This is a genomic window from Allobosea sp. CCNWLY174, from assembly GCF_037120455.1.
GTDB classification, from domain to species: Bacteria; Pseudomonadota; Alphaproteobacteria; order Rhizobiales; family Beijerinckiaceae; genus Allobosea; species Allobosea lupini.
On sequence record NZ_JBBBBQ010000012.1, the window covers coordinates 18,319 to 33,109 of the forward strand.

General features: G+C 61.0%; 15 protein-coding genes. 2 read left to right on the forward strand and 13 right to left on the reverse strand.

Annotated features, from left to right (window positions below; all coding sequences use genetic code 11):
- Nucleotides 1–2: 2 nt before the first annotated feature.
- The 8 genes from V7S63_RS25410 to V7S63_RS25445 form a co-directional block, all read right to left on the reverse strand.
- Nucleotides 3–302, reverse strand: a complete 300-nt coding sequence (locus V7S63_RS25410) for a PepSY domain-containing protein (protein WP_336532300.1) — start codon at nucleotides 300–302, stop codon at nucleotides 3–5.
- Between the two features lie 214 nt (nucleotides 303–516).
- Entirely contained in the window at nucleotides 517–849 is a 333-nt protein-coding gene (locus tag V7S63_RS25415) for a DUF6894 family protein (protein ID WP_336532301.1), read from the reverse strand.
- A 602-nt stretch (nucleotides 850–1,451) separates the two neighbouring features.
- Entirely contained in the window at nucleotides 1,452–1,838 is a 387-nt protein-coding gene (locus V7S63_RS25420) for a hypothetical protein (RefSeq protein WP_336532302.1), read from the reverse strand.
- An 857-nt stretch (nucleotides 1,839–2,695) separates the two neighbouring features.
- Nucleotides 2,696–3,037: a hypothetical protein gene (locus tag V7S63_RS25425; protein WP_336532303.1), complete on the reverse strand. Its 342-nt coding sequence runs from the start codon at nucleotides 3,035–3,037 to the stop codon at nucleotides 2,696–2,698.
- A 152-nt stretch (nucleotides 3,038–3,189) separates the two neighbouring features.
- On the reverse strand, nucleotides 3,190–3,981 hold the full coding sequence (locus V7S63_RS25430) for an exodeoxyribonuclease III (RefSeq protein ID WP_336532304.1): 792 nt from the start codon (nucleotides 3,979–3,981) through the stop codon (nucleotides 3,190–3,192).
- A complete protein-coding gene (gene ku, locus V7S63_RS25435) occupies nucleotides 3,982–4,803 on the reverse strand; it encodes a non-homologous end joining protein Ku (protein WP_336532305.1) in 822 nt (273 codons plus the stop codon).
- Between the two features lie 205 nt (nucleotides 4,804–5,008).
- Nucleotides 5,009–5,854 carry a transglutaminase-like domain-containing protein gene (locus tag V7S63_RS25440; RefSeq protein WP_336532306.1) on the reverse strand — a complete coding sequence of 282 codons (846 nt, stop codon included), beginning with the start codon at nucleotides 5,852–5,854 and terminating at the stop codon, nucleotides 5,009–5,011.
- 375 nt (nucleotides 5,855–6,229) lie between these two features.
- Nucleotides 6,230–6,454, reverse strand: coding sequence for a DUF6894 family protein (locus V7S63_RS25445; RefSeq protein ID WP_336532307.1), 225 nt, complete (start codon nucleotides 6,452–6,454; stop codon nucleotides 6,230–6,232).
- Between the two features lie 418 nt (nucleotides 6,455–6,872).
- Between V7S63_RS25445 and V7S63_RS25450 the strand changes: the two genes are divergently transcribed.
- On the forward strand, nucleotides 6,873–8,366 hold the full coding sequence (locus V7S63_RS25450) for a FecR family protein (protein ID WP_336532308.1): 1,494 nt from the start codon (nucleotides 6,873–6,875) through the stop codon (nucleotides 8,364–8,366).
- Nucleotides 8,367–8,880: 514 nt separating this feature from the next.
- Here the strand turns inward: V7S63_RS25450 and V7S63_RS25455 are convergent.
- On the reverse strand, nucleotides 8,881–9,135 hold the full coding sequence (locus V7S63_RS25455; RefSeq protein WP_336532309.1) for a hypothetical protein: 255 nt from the start codon (nucleotides 9,133–9,135) through the stop codon (nucleotides 8,881–8,883).
- A gap of 118 nt (nucleotides 9,136–9,253) precedes the next feature.
- Nucleotides 9,254–9,889, reverse strand: coding sequence for a DUF6766 family protein (locus V7S63_RS25460; protein WP_336532442.1), 636 nt, complete (start codon nucleotides 9,887–9,889; stop codon nucleotides 9,254–9,256).
- A 161-nt stretch (nucleotides 9,890–10,050) separates the two neighbouring features.
- On the opposite strand from V7S63_RS25460, the gene V7S63_RS25465 reads away from it, so the two are divergent.
- Entirely contained in the window at nucleotides 10,051–10,557 is a 507-nt protein-coding gene (locus V7S63_RS25465; RefSeq protein WP_336532310.1) for a YciE/YciF ferroxidase family protein, read from the forward strand.
- A 154-nt stretch (nucleotides 10,558–10,711) separates the two neighbouring features.
- On the opposite strand, the gene V7S63_RS25470 is transcribed toward V7S63_RS25465, so the two are convergent.
- From V7S63_RS25470 to V7S63_RS25480, 3 genes are all read right to left on the reverse strand, one after another.
- Nucleotides 10,712–11,833: a phospholipase D-like domain-containing protein gene (locus V7S63_RS25470; RefSeq protein ID WP_336532311.1), complete on the reverse strand. Its 1,122-nt coding sequence runs from the start codon at nucleotides 11,831–11,833 to the stop codon at nucleotides 10,712–10,714.
- Nucleotides 11,834–12,020: 187 nt separating this feature from the next.
- Entirely contained in the window at nucleotides 12,021–13,556 is a 1,536-nt protein-coding gene (locus V7S63_RS25475; protein ID WP_336532312.1) for an OpgD/OpgG family glucan biosynthesis protein, read from the reverse strand.
- Between the two features lie 218 nt (nucleotides 13,557–13,774).
- Nucleotides 13,775–14,188 carry a DUF1236 domain-containing protein gene (locus tag V7S63_RS25480; RefSeq protein ID WP_336532313.1) on the reverse strand — a complete coding sequence of 138 codons (414 nt, stop codon included), beginning with the start codon at nucleotides 14,186–14,188 and terminating at the stop codon, nucleotides 13,775–13,777.
- Between the last annotated feature and the right edge of the window lie 603 nt (nucleotides 14,189–14,791).

Consider the following 14,791-nt stretch of genomic DNA (forward strand, 5'->3'; position numbering starts at 1 on the left):
CCTCAGTTGCGGGTGATATTTCCGCGATAGTCGACCGAGACGTTGACCTTGGCGCCAGAATGCGTCGCGGTGCCCTTCCAGACGCCGTTGTCGTCCTTCTTGAGCTCGCTGACCTCGGTGTAGCCGTTCGCCTCCAGGCGGCTCTTGGCCTGGCCTTCGGTGAAGCTGTTGGCGCCCGGAAGCGGTGCATTGGCATCTGCCGGTGCGTTCGGCGACGGTGTCGGTGACGTGGTCGAGGTCTGCGCCAGCGCGGCTGTTGAAAGAAGGGCGCAGAAGATCGACGTGACAAGCACGTTGCGCATGTGATTCCCCTTCATTTAGAGCAGGTTAAGCCACCAGGTTTAGGAAACCGATGCCAAGCAAAATTGTTCCTTGAAACCCGCCGGTGCCAACCCGCAGATAATTAAATTGCCTCTCGCCGACATGGAGCTGGGCAGCGAGCCGTGTCGGCGAGAGGCGCGGCACAGGCAGCGAGCCTGCGTCGCGTTATTAACTCGCGTTGCGCTGCTTTGATCCTCATCGAACCCGCCCGCCGCTGCCTGAGCTATCCTTCCGCGACCGGTGACTTCCGTTCGTCGAAGGACTGTCAGTCTGGGCATTCTTTGAACGCAATTCCGCGCCGTTCGCGCCGTTGAACTCCAGCGAGGCCTGATAAATCACCTCACTAGCCTCGTTCTGAACGGAGACGCTCATGTCGAGATGCGCCCCGTTGGGAAGTCGGTCGGTCGCCATACCGGCCAGCGCGCGTTGAGCCTCGCAAGCCGCCGCCTCATCGTTCGGAAGGTCGAGGCGATCGGGGCTCACATCGAGCAAGCGGCCATCGTCTGTGGTGAAGCGATATTTTGGCATGCCTCAACTCCGTCGGTTGCTCTCTTTGCAAACCAAACGCAGCTAAAACGGTTCCAAATAGAAGGATCAGCCTCGCGCCAGGGACCAGCGGGCGCTGGGCGATGAACGCCAGATCAGGGGCCGTGTTCCCGTTGCAAGAACCGCGCAATGGAAGCTTCTATGAGCTCATTATCGCTGCCGCCTGACTGTAGCAGACCAGCAACAACATAAGCCAGGCTGGTGCGCTCGGCTTCGGGGTCACCACGAACGAGGTTGAGCTCTTGAATTTTCGCCCAGGCGGAATCGAGAACTCGGCACGCACGCGCGAGATCATTTGGGTCGCTTAACGATGAGAAGGGCATCTCCTTACCCTGCACCGAAAATGACACAAGGCCAAACAACGGCGGATGGAAGGTGCGTCACCGTACCGAGCCGAAACGATCATTCTGCCCCGCCGTTGAACGCCAATGATACGCCTGGACCGACGATGAAGCCAGAGACCTTGCTTTACCTCGTGGCCCTGGCCGCCGTCGCGGTGGCCTGTTGCGTCATGCTGGCCGTCTCCGACCAAATCTGACGCCAAGAATGGCCTCGCCGGCGGGCGCCAACGGGGCCAACGGGGCTTAGGAGTGTCCGGAGGCGGAGCGCGGGATCCATGCCCGGGTCTCGCCGATTTTAAGAAGGCATTGGCCGAACGCGAATAATAGGAGCTCCTGCCAGATGGACCAAAGCCCATGCGGCATGTGGTAAGTGATCTGGCCGCGGATGAGCAGGCCAGTCTTGATGCGATCGAGATCCGCGGGGATGATTGCGCACAGGTCGAGCCTCTCGCGATTGAGCTTGAACAGCCACGCCACGACTGCCGCGACCAATACGCTCGCGAGCTCCACCGGATAGGGCTTGAACACGCTGAAGAGCGATTCCCCGGTCGTGACGGTCTGCGCCTCGGCGTGGGTGCCAACGACAATGAGCAGACGGAAATAGGCGCCAAGCGCCGCGAAACGGATCATGACGATCTCCAGGGTGATTAGGATGGCGGCAGGCCCGGCAGCCGGCGGGATGTCAAATATTCACGACGGCGCAATCAAAATCAGCTATCGTGATGGTTAGGCAAAAGGAGTTGACGCGATGAAGAAGCGTTCGATGGCCTATTATCTGAGGCGTGCCAGGCTTCGAGATTTGATCAGCAAGAAGAAATCGCTTCGCAAATCCGAAGTTTTAGCGACGATCCCAACTGTTAAATTCTTGCAGCCTACGAGAAAAACTTGGGGTGAATTGACCTACCGGCCCATCACAGTCGCGGACATCAGCTAGGTCAATTATCCGCCGCCGAGGGCAGCTCAGAGGTGAGCCGCGGCTATCGCCGCCAAGAACTGGCGGTAGAACCCGGCGATCTCATTCCAATGGTCAGTGAGGTTCACCGTCCGCCGGGCATTCTTCATATCGTCCAGCCCGCCAGTTGGCAGATAGTAGGCGAGGCCCTTACCTAGCTTGTTTAGGCGGCCGCCGAGCAGCCCCTTGAATTTCAGCTAGGCAGCTAACTCCGGTTCGAGAGCCTTGTCGGGATCGGCGGCTATCCTCCAGCTCATTGAGTCAGGGATGCGGCTGATAGTCCTCCCAGCCCGAGACTATGCCTCCCAGCCCGAGACTATGATTGCGATTGCCGGGCTGCGGCTCCGGCCCGATGGCCATTACTCATGAGGCGGCGACAATTGTCGCCGACATGTTTCTCGGCGGGCGATTCAATTGCGAAAAGCCGGCAAAACCGCTGAGGCCGACGTACGTGAACGTGCAGTCAGCCAATTCAAGATGGTCGTGCGCGAGACCTTTCGCCCACCGCTGATGCGGCATTAACAGGTGGTCTCGCCTAAGCTGCGGCCGCCTCTGAGGCGGTAGCAAGGTATTTGGCGTAGCCGAGGCGTGATTCTGGTGTGTTCGGCCCCTCACGAAGCCAAGCACAATAAGCGGCCGGCCGCACGGTGACAAACTTGATCGACTTCCCTTCTCGCAGCAGTTCATCGACCGCCTGCATCACGTTGCGGTACCAGGTTTGATAGTCCTGGCTCCCACGGCCAGCTATCGCAGATAGATCAGCAAAGTCAGCCTCTTCGTACCACGGCAGAATCGTCGTGGACGGCAGAATTGAGCCAAGCTTTCGAGTGCTGCTCTCCCTCGTTCGGGACTGCGGCATCAGAGATTGTGTGTGCATGACAAGTCTCCGCTTGACGGCGTCAACGTGCGCCGCGCGCGGTCATGTCCAGAAGCAAGGAGACAACTGCAGCTGCCGAATGTACAGGGTAAGTGTAATGCGTCTATGTCATTTGACAGACCCGCAACGGGTTGGCCGCGCTGCGCACGACGTCAACTCTCCAGCAAAGCCCACACCGGGGCATGGTCACTCGCCCCGTCCCGGCCACGGGCGTCGCGATCGACGCCGGCATCTGCCAAGCCCCCAGCCAGATCGGGAGACAGGAGGATGTGATCGAGCCGCAGCCCGTGGTCGCGATCGAAACGGCCGCGCCAATAGGTCCAGAACGAATAGATCCGCCGGTCGGGGAACAGATGCCGGATTGCATCGGTCCACCCCTGATCGACCAAGCGGCGAAAACTCCGGCGAGGCGCCGGCTGGATCAAGGCGTCATCATCCCATGACTTGGTCGGGTAGATATCGATCTCGGTCGGGGCGACATTGTAATCGCCGGCAAGAATCACCGGCACCCCCGCTGCCTTCAAGTCCGCGGCGTGCGCGATAAGCCGCTTCATCCAAGCCAGCTTGTAATCGAATTTCGGCCCTGGTTGAGGATTGCCATTGGGAGCGTAGATCGACGCGACGACGATGCCGCCGATGGCTGCCTCGATGTATCGGGCTTGGCCATCTTCGTCGTCACCGGGAAGCTGGCGGCGTATGATGACGGGCTCAGCGCCACGCGCCAGCAAGGCGACACCATTCCAGGTCTTTTCTCCCTGCCAGACGGCCCCGTAGCCAGCCGCCTCTATCGCAGCGAGCGGGAAGGCAGCGTCCTTTGCCTTCAGCTCCTGTAGCGCGACGATATCGGGCTGCGTCGCATCGAGCCAGGCAAGCAAATTTGGCAGCCGCTTGTTGATGTTGTTGATGTTGAACGTCGCGACCCGAAGCCGCCTCGCTCGTGCCACCTACGCCGCCTTCTTCGCCGGCTTGCGCTCCGCTGCCTTGGGCTCGCTCCCACCGACGCTCGCGCGCAGCGCTTCCATCAGGTCAACGGGCTTCGGCGCCTTGGCCTTTTTTGGAACCTTGACAGGCTTGCCGGCGAGCTTGGCCTTGACCAGCTCCGCGACGGCCGCCTCGTAACGGTCATCGAACTTGGATGGGTCGAACTCGCCCTTCTTAGTCTCGATGATATGCTTTGCGAGCTCGAGCATCTCCTTTTGAATCTTCAACTTGGGAATGCCGTCGAAGGCTTCCGCCGCGGATCGCACCTCGTAATCGAAGTTGCGGGTATGCGCGACGAGGCCGAGGCCCTGCGCGCGGATCATCAGCGCGCGATAGCGCCGGAACAGCACCGCATGCGCCAGCGCCACGACTTTGCTAGCGCGCAGCGCCTCACGCATCACGGCGAAGGCGTCATCGGCAATCTTGCCGGAGGGTGCGAGGTAATAGGGCTTGTCGAAGAAGACGGTGTCTTTCTCGCCGCACGGGATGAAGGCCTGCACCGCCAGCAGCTTCTTGCTCTCCGGAACGGCCTGCGCGACTTCGTCCGGCTCGATCTCGACATAGCGGTCCGTGTCGATCTCGAAGCTCTTGATTTGGTGCTCGCGGTCGACCGGCTGTTCCGTGACAGAGTCAATGAACTCGCGCCGGACGCGATGTCCGGTATCGCGGTTGACGGTATGGAAAGCGATGCGTTCCGAGGTGCTGGCGCCGGTGTAGAGCGCGACCGGGCAGCTGATCTCGCCGAACTTCAGATAGCCCTTCCAATTTGCCCGCGGCGAGACCATGGCACCAATTCCCAACGCAACGCAACGCACCAGCGATTCAATGCCGGGCGAGGCAGCAGGTTCCGGCCGCCTGGAACTGAATCGACCGCCGGATCAACGTTGCCATACGGCCGTTGTTCCGTGTCGAATATGACCTGCAACAACGCATTCATGGGGATAGCGAGCAGCGCACTGAGGAGCCGAGATGGCCAAATGACAAAACGACTTAGGCTGCATCCGCGGCCGAGGTCGGCAATATCTCTTCTGTGATGATCTCGAACCGTTGCAGCATGTGCGGCCCGAAGGTATGGATCATCGGGATGTCGGCCGCATCGCGACCGCGCGCAACCAGCACACGCCCGATCCGGGGAACGTTGTGGCGAGCATCGAAGGTGTACCAGCGTCCGCCGAGATAGGCCTCGAACCAGGCGTTGTAGTCCATCGGGGCAGGATCGGGCGGGACGCCGATGTCACCAAGGAAGCCGTTGCAATACCGCGCCGGAATGTTCATGCAGCGGCAGAGCGCGATGGCAAGATGAGTGAAGTCGCGGCAGACGCCAACGCGCTCGTTCATCGCCTGCATGGCGGTTCGCGTGTTGCGCGCGAATTGATAGTCAAACCGGATCTGCGCGTTGACGAAGTTGCAAATCTGCTGGACCCGGTTCCAGCCGGGCGCGAAGTTACCAAATAAACTCCAGGCGGCGCCCGATAGCTCGTCGACCTCGCAATACCTGCTCGACAACGTGTATTGGAGGACGTCAGGCGGCAGTTCCGCCGGCCAGATCTCCTGAGCGGCCTTGTCCCATTGATCAGGCACTCCGGGGTCGCGGACGACCGCATCATGCGAGAAGACTGCTCCGCCAGCCGGCACCGCGAGCCGCCTGCAGCGATTGCCGAACCCGTCTGTGTAGTGCGATGCGATGACGGGAGCGCCAGTGCTCAACGCCGAGATGCGGGCTCCCTGCCCCTGAACAAGATCGGCGTCGCGGCTCGGGTGAGGGTCGAGCAAGAGGATGGTGGGAGTAGGCTGGGCGGTGACAAGTTCAATGTGATAGCCGACGCGAATGTGCATGGCACTGCCCCTTTGCGATGACGAAAACGCAACATCCGGGGCTTGATTGAGTTCCTGCGCGGCATGCTGAAGATAGAGGCAACAAGACCGCGATCTCTTCCGGTCGGCGAGGGGCAGACGAATTCCTAGTCAGCGTTGAACGCAGCGATAGCCGCAGCCGATAAATCGTCGATCGACTGCGAGAGGTCCAGCATCAGGCGCAAGACGCGGGCCCCGAGGTTCGCCCTAGCGGCCTCCAGATCGCCGCCAGAAATGTCGCCATTTGCGCTCAAAGAGACGGAAGCACGCCGCTGGATCACCTCCGCGACCATAATTCTTGGGAATTGAGCACGTCAGGGCGCGCCGTTAGCCTTGGCTCGCATGTCACTGCTCGCCTCACCATTGAACTCCAGCTACGCCTGGTAAAAAGACTTCGCCACCCAGGACCTCGACTGCCACGCGCATCACCCTGTGAGGTCTGTCGGCAAGACTCTTCCTGGCCATATCCGCGAGCGCCCGCTGAGCCTCACGAATAGCAGCTTGGTCGTCCTGAAATTCCAGCCAATCCGGACTGAAGTCGAGCGAATCGTCATCATCTGTCGTGAAGCGGTATTTCGGCATCAAACTCGCTCCGGTGGCCTCCATCGCGAGAACCCGTCAACTTTTCGTAGTTCCGCAAACGCGAAAGCCCCGCCGGGATCGCCGACGGGGCTTTCGTGGGCCTCCAGCCCTTTGCTCTACCTACCGGTGAGCACTACCGTGAATTCCGAGGGTCAAACGCGTTACCGAGGGTCCGGTTCCGGATCTCGATCAGGGAGATTGTCGGTAACGCTCGATCGCGGCCCGTGCCAGATCGCACTCGTCATTCGTGACCGCGACTAAGCTGGCGACGGGCTGCAATCCGGGGAGCATCATGGTGCACCCCCGGTTAATCGCTAGAAGCTCCATACGAGTTCCGTCGCAAGCTGTCATTCAGACTTCTTCGATAGCGCTATGGCTTGTCGCGCATTGCGATCTCCAGAATGGAGCCGGGACCATTATGCCCAACGCCTTGCGCGTTTTTTTCGCCGCAGCTCTGCTCACACTGGCACAAGCCATTGTTCCGACCAGTGCTGTCTCGCAGGACAGCGCCTGGCGCGTCAGCAAGGTCTCGGGCGACGTAGTGATTGGAAGCCCAGGCGCGCAACAGGTCTCGGTCAGCTCGACGACCAGCCTCAAGCCCGGCGATACGGTTCGGACGGGCCGCAACGGCCGTGTCCTGCTGGTCCGCGGCGCCGAAACCATACTGATTTCCGCGAACTCACAAGTTGTCGTTCCGATTTCAAATGAGGTTGGCCGCACCACGATCCTGCAGCAGGCCGGCACCATTCTGCTGGATGTCGAAAAGCGGAATGTACAGCATTTCGATGTCGAGACGCCGTTTCTCGCCGCCGTCGTCAAAGGCACGCAGTTCCAAGTAACGGTGACGCCGCGGGGAGCCAAGGTCAACGTCCAGCGCGGTCAGGTCGAGGTAGCCGATTTCCGTTCGGGACAGTTCGCGCTTGTACAGCCGGGACAGGCCGCGAGCGTCTCCGGCAGTGGCGTCGCGGGGCTTAACCTGTCGGGCTCCGGAAGCTTCAATGCGATCCAGCAGGGAGCGCCGCGCGCTCCCACTGTGAGGCCGCTTGCAGTGCCGCCTGGTGGCCTCGTTCAACCCGCTTCTGGCCAGCAGGCTCGTCCAGCCAGCGGGAGCGAGGGCAGCCCTCCAGCTGCTACTGTGCCCAACGGTCGTGCGGGGTCCGTGGGCGGAGGCGTTGTGCGGATCGGTGCGCCTCTTGGCGAGGTCAGGGTCAACGTCCATGCGGCGACTGGAGGCCTGGCGCGCGAAGGCAATCCAGGGCGGGGCGTCGGCGCTGCGCGAGGCCAAGCGGCCTTCTGGTCGACCGGGGAGAATGCTCCAGGCAATGTAAGCAGCGGGACCGGTTCGCGCGGCAACTCGACAGGTGCGAACTCGGATTCGGCCTTCGCGAACGCGAAGGGGCAGGCCAATGCGCAAGGCAACGGCAACGCCAGCCACAATGCCGTCTTCGACCGCGGCGCCGGCAAGGTCCACGGCGCAAGTGGGAATGAAGGCGTCGGAAATGGGAAAGAAGGCGTTGGAAGTGGAAATGGGAACCGTTCCGGGAATATGAGCGGCAACGGCAATCGCTTTGGCAATGGCCACGGCAACAACGGTAAAGGGAACAACGGCAACGGGAACGCCAATTCCGGCGGGAATGGGAGTGGAAACGGGAAGGGCAATGCCGGCGGGGATGGGAACGGAAACGGGAATGGCAATGCCGGCGGGAATGGGAACGGAAAAGGGAACGGCAATTCCGGCGGGAATGGGAATGGAAACGGGAATGGCAATGCCGGCGGGAATGGGAACGGAAACGGGAACGGCAATGCCGGCGGGAATGGGAACGGAAACGGGAACGGCAATGCCGGCGGGAATGGGAATGGAAGCTTGAACGGCAATGCCGGCGGGAATGGAAACGGGAACGGCAGCCGCTGATTGCGGGCACACTGCGCTTTGAGGGTCAGAAAGGGCTGTCAGATAAGGCGAAAATCCGCCGCCTCATCAGCTTTGTCACGCGGCCCCTTGAACGATGCATGGCGCAACTTGTCGTCATGCGTCCAACCGCGCTAAGAGATTTTGGCCGCAAGCTTCGGCGTCACCCAGATCACATCCTGTTACGCCGAGTGCCGGCGGGGCGGTTGCCTTGAGCTGATCGAGCTGCCGTCGCAGTGCCGTTGCGCTCGCATGGGTTAAGCCGGTCCCGACGCTCCCGACATAGGCCGGCCATAGTTGCCGCGGGCGGCCAGCAGCAGCCGGCCGATGCCGCCCAGCGCAGCTGACAAGTCGCTGCGGGGCTAAACTATCGCCCTATGATTGACGTTGCGGGCCGCCGAGGGACGGCGCGCACCAACCATTTGGGAATCCATTTCCCCTGGCGGCCGGCCGGCTCCAGGAAGCCGACAACCAGCAGGCAAACCGCCCCATCCAGCACTAGGCCAATCAACCGGCGCTAATCCGCTTTCAACTTTCCGAGATTCCCGGGCAGGCCGGACACAGGCAGGTCGTCTCGGCTGACATTGCTTCCGGGCTCGGGGTTGGTTTCCGGCCCATGCGCATTTTCGCCAGCATGATCCTCATCCCATTTGCGCAAGGCAGCTATGAGAGTAGCTAGCTCGCGCGCCGCCTCGGAGCCCTCCGGCGCGTCGCTCAGCGCGTTGGCGCGCTCGGCCGCCGCCGCGTACTCGGTGTGGTTTTGGATGACCATGATTGGCTCCCGACATCGTAGGGGAACTGGCCCCATTGCATCTCTCCCTTATGCTGCAACCGCCTGGCCGGTCTGCCGTTCCATGCCGGGACCACACGATCGCCAGGCGCTTCGTCTCTCAGGCGCCAGTATCGCTGTTCCGCGCACTCACAGGCTTTGATTCCGGCGAGCCCCTGAAGCGCAAGAAGATCGACAGCACAACCAGCACCGCGGTCGACAAAAATTCCGACTGCCAGTTCTGGAAGGACTCGAACCAGAATTGTGCATCGGTCAGGTAGGCCAGTGCCGACTTGATTTCTGCGTTGTGCAGCATCGCTTCGTGGTTCGACGCCGCAGCACTCGCTAGCCAATGCAGCACGAAGCTCAGAACGAACAGCGCCGCCAATGCGAGACCCAGCGAGTGCGCATACAGCCAGGTGCGGAAGGGGCTTTTCTCTTGCCAGGCTTCGGCTTGCGCATCGCCCTCGCGCCCGGGGTCATCAGGGTCTCTCGATTCCGCCGAGCCTCTTTGAAACAGCACGGCCGTCAACATCACGTAGGCCGACATCTGCAAGAATTCGCTCTCCCAGTTCTCGAACAGCGCTGAGAGGAAGGCTCCGGAAGCGATGTAGGCCAGCACGCCGAGTGGCGGTTGGCCGTGCTTTGCGAGCATGTCATTTTCGACGCGAAGGCCGGACCCGATCATGCCGGCAATACAGAGAATGGTGACGATCACGAGGGTGATGGTCAGACCGTTATCGCGCAAAAATTTCATGATGGTGGAGCCCATGGAGCAGACCGGTTTGGACTGCCAACGACTGGGCGTCGGAATGGTTCACTGGATACTCTTCGGCGCCGCTCGCACTCCTCACCACACCCCGGAACTGAGCGGAAACAGAATCGTTAGGGAGACACCAACAACTGGAGGAGCCCCCGATGGCCAACGAACCTAAAACCCTTGATGACCTCTTTCTCGATACGCTCAAGGACATCTATTACGCCGAGAAACAGATCCTGAAGACGCTGCCCAAGATGGCCAAGTCGGCGAAATCCCCCGAGCTCAAGCAGGCGTTCGAGAAACATCGCGAGGAGACCGAAACCCATGTCGAACGCCTCGGCGAGGTGTTCGAGGAAATCGGCAAGGCGCCGCGGGGCAAGACCTGCGATGCGATCCTCGGCATCATCGAAGAAGGCAAATCGATCATCGAGGAGTTCGAGGGAAGCCCCGCCCTCGATGCGGGTCTTCTTGCCGCCGCGCAAGCCGTGGAGCACTACGAGATTTCGCGCTACGGCACGCTCAAGGCTTGGGCAAAGCAGCTCGGCTACGCCAACGCCGCAAAGCTTCTCGATCAGACCCTAACCGAAGAGCTCAAGACCGATCTGACGCTGTCCAATCTCGGCGCAAGCAAGGTCAACAAGCAGGCGCAGTCCAAGGCTGCCTGACGCTCTTGCGGCTCCGGGTTTCCCGGAGCCGCATTTCATTCGCGAGCGCGCATTCCCGACATATCCGATCCGATTTCGCATCTGGGCCGGTGGTCGTTCTTCACTCGGTTGTTTCAAGCAAAAGCGCTACGCGGGGAGCTCGAATCCCTACCTGTCAGATCTGCGACCGGCTCAGGCTGGCGAGCCAATCCGATATTTTCATGCTCACCGAGCGGTTCTGCCAATCTGAAAAGGTGTATGGCCGGGAAACGGCAGCATCCTGGTTGAATAAATTAGTCTGAGTACGGGCGAATTCCGGATCGAACAGATTGATGTTCGCCTCGTCGTTCAGCCTCAGGGCACGATCGTCGATATTAGTCGACCCAACCGACGTCCAGAGATCATCCACGATCACAAGCTTGCAGTGGAAGAAAGTCGGTTGATACTCGCTGATCCTGACCCCGGCCTCAAGCAATTCGCCCCACAAATGGCGGGATGCGCTTCTCACGATGCGCGCATCGGTCTGGGGACCGGGGACAAGGATCTGGATGTCCACACCCCGTTTCCGAGCCTCGAGCAAATGCCGGCGTGTGAGCTCGTCCGGCACGAAATAGGGTGTTGCGAACCGGATGCTCTTTTGCGCGGAGGCGAGCGCGGTCATGAGCATCAGGTGCATGACGTTGCGTTGATGGGTCGAGCTGACGACGACCTGCGCAGCATGGCCGCCTTCCGGGACAATCTCCGGGAAGAAGCGGTCGCCTAGTAGCAGTTCGCCGGTTGCCTCGATCCAGTGTTCGGCGAACGCCGCCTGGAATTCGGCCGCGGCTGGCCCTTCGACGCGATAGTGGGTGTCACGCCATTCGTTCGGCGAACGCGCATCGCCGTTCCACTCGTCGGCGATGCCGACACCGCCAGTGAAGCCTACGCGCCCATCGACAATAAGCAATTTGCGATGCGTGCGGTTATTGACCCGGTCCAAGGAGTACCAGGCGATCGGGCGGAACCGGACGACCTCGACGCCAGCACGCCGCATCCGTTCGGTGAGCTTCTCGTCCATTGGAAGGCTGCCGACCCAGTCGAGCAGTACCTTCACGCTGAGGCCCTCTCGAGCCTTCGCGGCAAGCGCCTCCGCGAATTCCTCGGCAATCGCGCCGCGCCAATAGATGTAAGTCTCGAAATTGATCGTCTGCCGTGCCTCCCGGATAGCACTCAGCATCGCGGGAAATATCCGGTTGCCGTTTACGAGTGTCTCAACCTTGTTCCCGGGGATATAGTTCGACCCGAACAGGGCGCCCATCGATGTTTTGAGCTGGCGATCCGAGGCAGCCAGATTGTGGGGGATCGGTTCCCTTAGTTCCTGAGGTTCGGGCAGAAGGTTGCTTATGAGGAGGCAGCCCGCGGCTCCGAGGATGACCGAGAGGACTGCAACGATCAGGGGATGCTGTCGAACTGTCATGTGCGTGGCAACACGAATGGACGGGCCGTCAATTGCGCGCCGGTTCGTTTTGAGGCGCTTGTGGCCGTGTGGAATCGCCGGGCGGAACCGACCAGGTCGCCGTCCAAGTCTCACTCAAAGTGCGATTTCTTGCCCGAAGGAACATGCGTAGTTCGGCTGACTGACCGTCAGGCAGCGATGCGTCGACGATAGCCCGCACCCCTTTCAGCGGCACGTTGAATGTCAGTATCTTTGAGGTGATGGAGCCGCCCGTCGTCGTTGCGACCAGTTCCAGGCGATCAGCATCGCCATGATAATAGGCGAGATCGCCACCGGCAAAATCGACGATGAAGCGCTTCGTGCCATTCCCGTCGACGACACCGTCTTCGATGTCAGAGCCATTGAAGGTCTGCTGGACTTGCGCATAGGGGTGCAGGTGCCAGGTCGTCGAGAGCGCCGAGAGGCGATAGCGGAATTCAGCAGCCTGTCCTGTGGGCAAGGGTATTTTGGGTATCCAGCACGCGACGATGTTGTCGAAGGCTTCGTTCACCGTGGGGATTTCAATAAGGTCGATCTTCCCTTCCCCCCAGTCCCCTTGCGGCTGGACCCAGTAACCCGGTCTCGCATCGTAGCGCGCTTCGAGATCCTGGTAGCTGCCGAAGTCGCGGTCCCGCTGCATCAAACCAAAGCCGCGCGGCTTCTTGTCACCGAAGCTCGATATGCGCAGTGCCTTGGGATTTCGGATGGGGCGCCAGATCCATTCTCCATTGCCGGACTGCATCATCAGCCCATCGGAATCGTGGATTTCGGGACGGAAATCGGTTCGTTGGCCAAGATCCCCCTCGCCGGCCTGGAACATCGACGTCAGCGGCGCGATGCCGATCCGTTCGATCTCCCTTCGCGGGATGACTGTTGCAGTGACGTCCATGTAGGTGTCGCGACCCGGACTGACGACATACCGAAAGGCTCCAACGACCGAAGGGGAGTCGAGCAGGGCATAAATGACAAGTTCGGTCGTTTCGCGGGACGGCTCCTCCACCCAGAGCGCCCGCATGAAAGGGAACTCCTCGGGGCCTTTGCCACCGACGTCCAGCGCGAGCGAGCGGGCTGAAAGGCCGTAGCGGTGCCCCCGGCCGATCAGGCGGAAATAGCTAGCGCCAAGGAAGGAGATGACTTCGTCCTGAACCTTCGGGTCGTTCAGGTTAGTGGTCACTGCGAAGCCAGCGAAGCCCAGTGCTGGCGACAGCCCTTTCGGAACAGGGACCTTGCCGTACTCGAACAGGCTGGTCGTGAACGGGATCGGGACCGCGTTGCCATTGTTGACGATGTGAAGCTGGACGGGCTTGTCGTGTAGAAAACCGAGATGGAATGGAAGTAGCCGGAAATCCGACCCGCCATCACGCCAAAATGCTTTGTCGCGACGGAAGCGGATTTCTCGATAGCTGTCATAGCTCAGCGTCGACAGCTCTCCGGGAATCTTCGGGCTTTCGGCGTCGAATGGCTGTTTCGCCAGTGCAGTTGCCCGTTCAACAACCTCGTCATAGCTAAAGCGCCTGGCTGGCCCTGCAGGCGCTTGGGCCTGCACGGATCTGTCTGCCAGTACGTAAGCGCTGGAGGCCCATGCGAGAACTGTGCGGCGAGAAGGAGCGTGCAATGCCATGGCCCTTAGAAAAGCGGCCGACGCAGCAATGCGTCGGCCATTGACGGGAAGTGCGGCGAGGCCCGGGCGAGTGCTTATAGAACTGCTGACTTCTGAGAGATCAATCAACGGGACGACGCGCGTGCTCGCAGGGCCTTGGGCCGCTACTCGATCACCTGAACAATCCTACGCGTCCCGGGCTCGACCAGCACGGTACGATTGTTAACGACCGTATACCGGTAACCCTTGACGCCATACTCGGCTGGCACCTCGCGGTAGGTCACGCCGCGCTCGGGCAGAACCGCTCCGACGTGGACCTCTTCCTTGTAGGTGTAGGAGGGAACGCGCTGTTCGGTCACGTAGGTCTTGAAGCGCGGCGTGTTGTCTCCGACGATACCGCCGACCACAGCGCCGCCAACACCGCCGACAACAGCGCCAACGGGTCCGCCGACGATTGCACCGCCAACGGCGCCGGTCGCCGCACCTGCGGCCGCACCACCCTGCGCACCCTGGGGATTCTGGGCGAACGCTGCTATTGGCGCCATCGCGATGGCAGCAGCAAGAATGATCTTCCTCATCCGTCAGACCTCCTGGTTATCCCCCCAGATGCCGGGCCTAACTTAGAAGCCCTCTAAAAAGTTCCGGGCAACAAGAACGGATGTCTGGTCATTGCACTTCCTCTTCGGAGCGTCGTCGTCAGGTGCGTGCTGCGTTTCGGAACCGCTCGATTGCGCGGCGGGCCAACTCGTCCGCATCCTGCCCATCCGCAGCGAAGCTTGCCACGATGTAGGCGAGGCGCGTCCGCTCGCGCTCGTCACATGGGTCGGCCAGGGTCAATCGAATTTCGTTCCAGGCCTCGTCTAGAGCCGTTGAGGCCCGGGCTAGTTCCGTCGGGTCCGTGAGTGATGAGAATGGCATGTCCTTTCCCCATGCAAAAATCATCAGACGGCGGATTATTGGCCCGCGGGCACCGGCAAACAACAACAAATTAGTGGTCCGTTGGAGGCGGAAGCGCCTCTCTGCGACGAAGCGGCTGGGCAGCATGCCACGTCGACGAGGGGCGTGGCGCCTGGAGAGAGCCCAGCGACGCACTCTGAACTTGCCGCAACGTTCTTTGATCCCTGTGATCCGCAGAGTGGCAGCCTTCGTGCGGTGCCCGACATTCCGCGGCTAACGGAGGC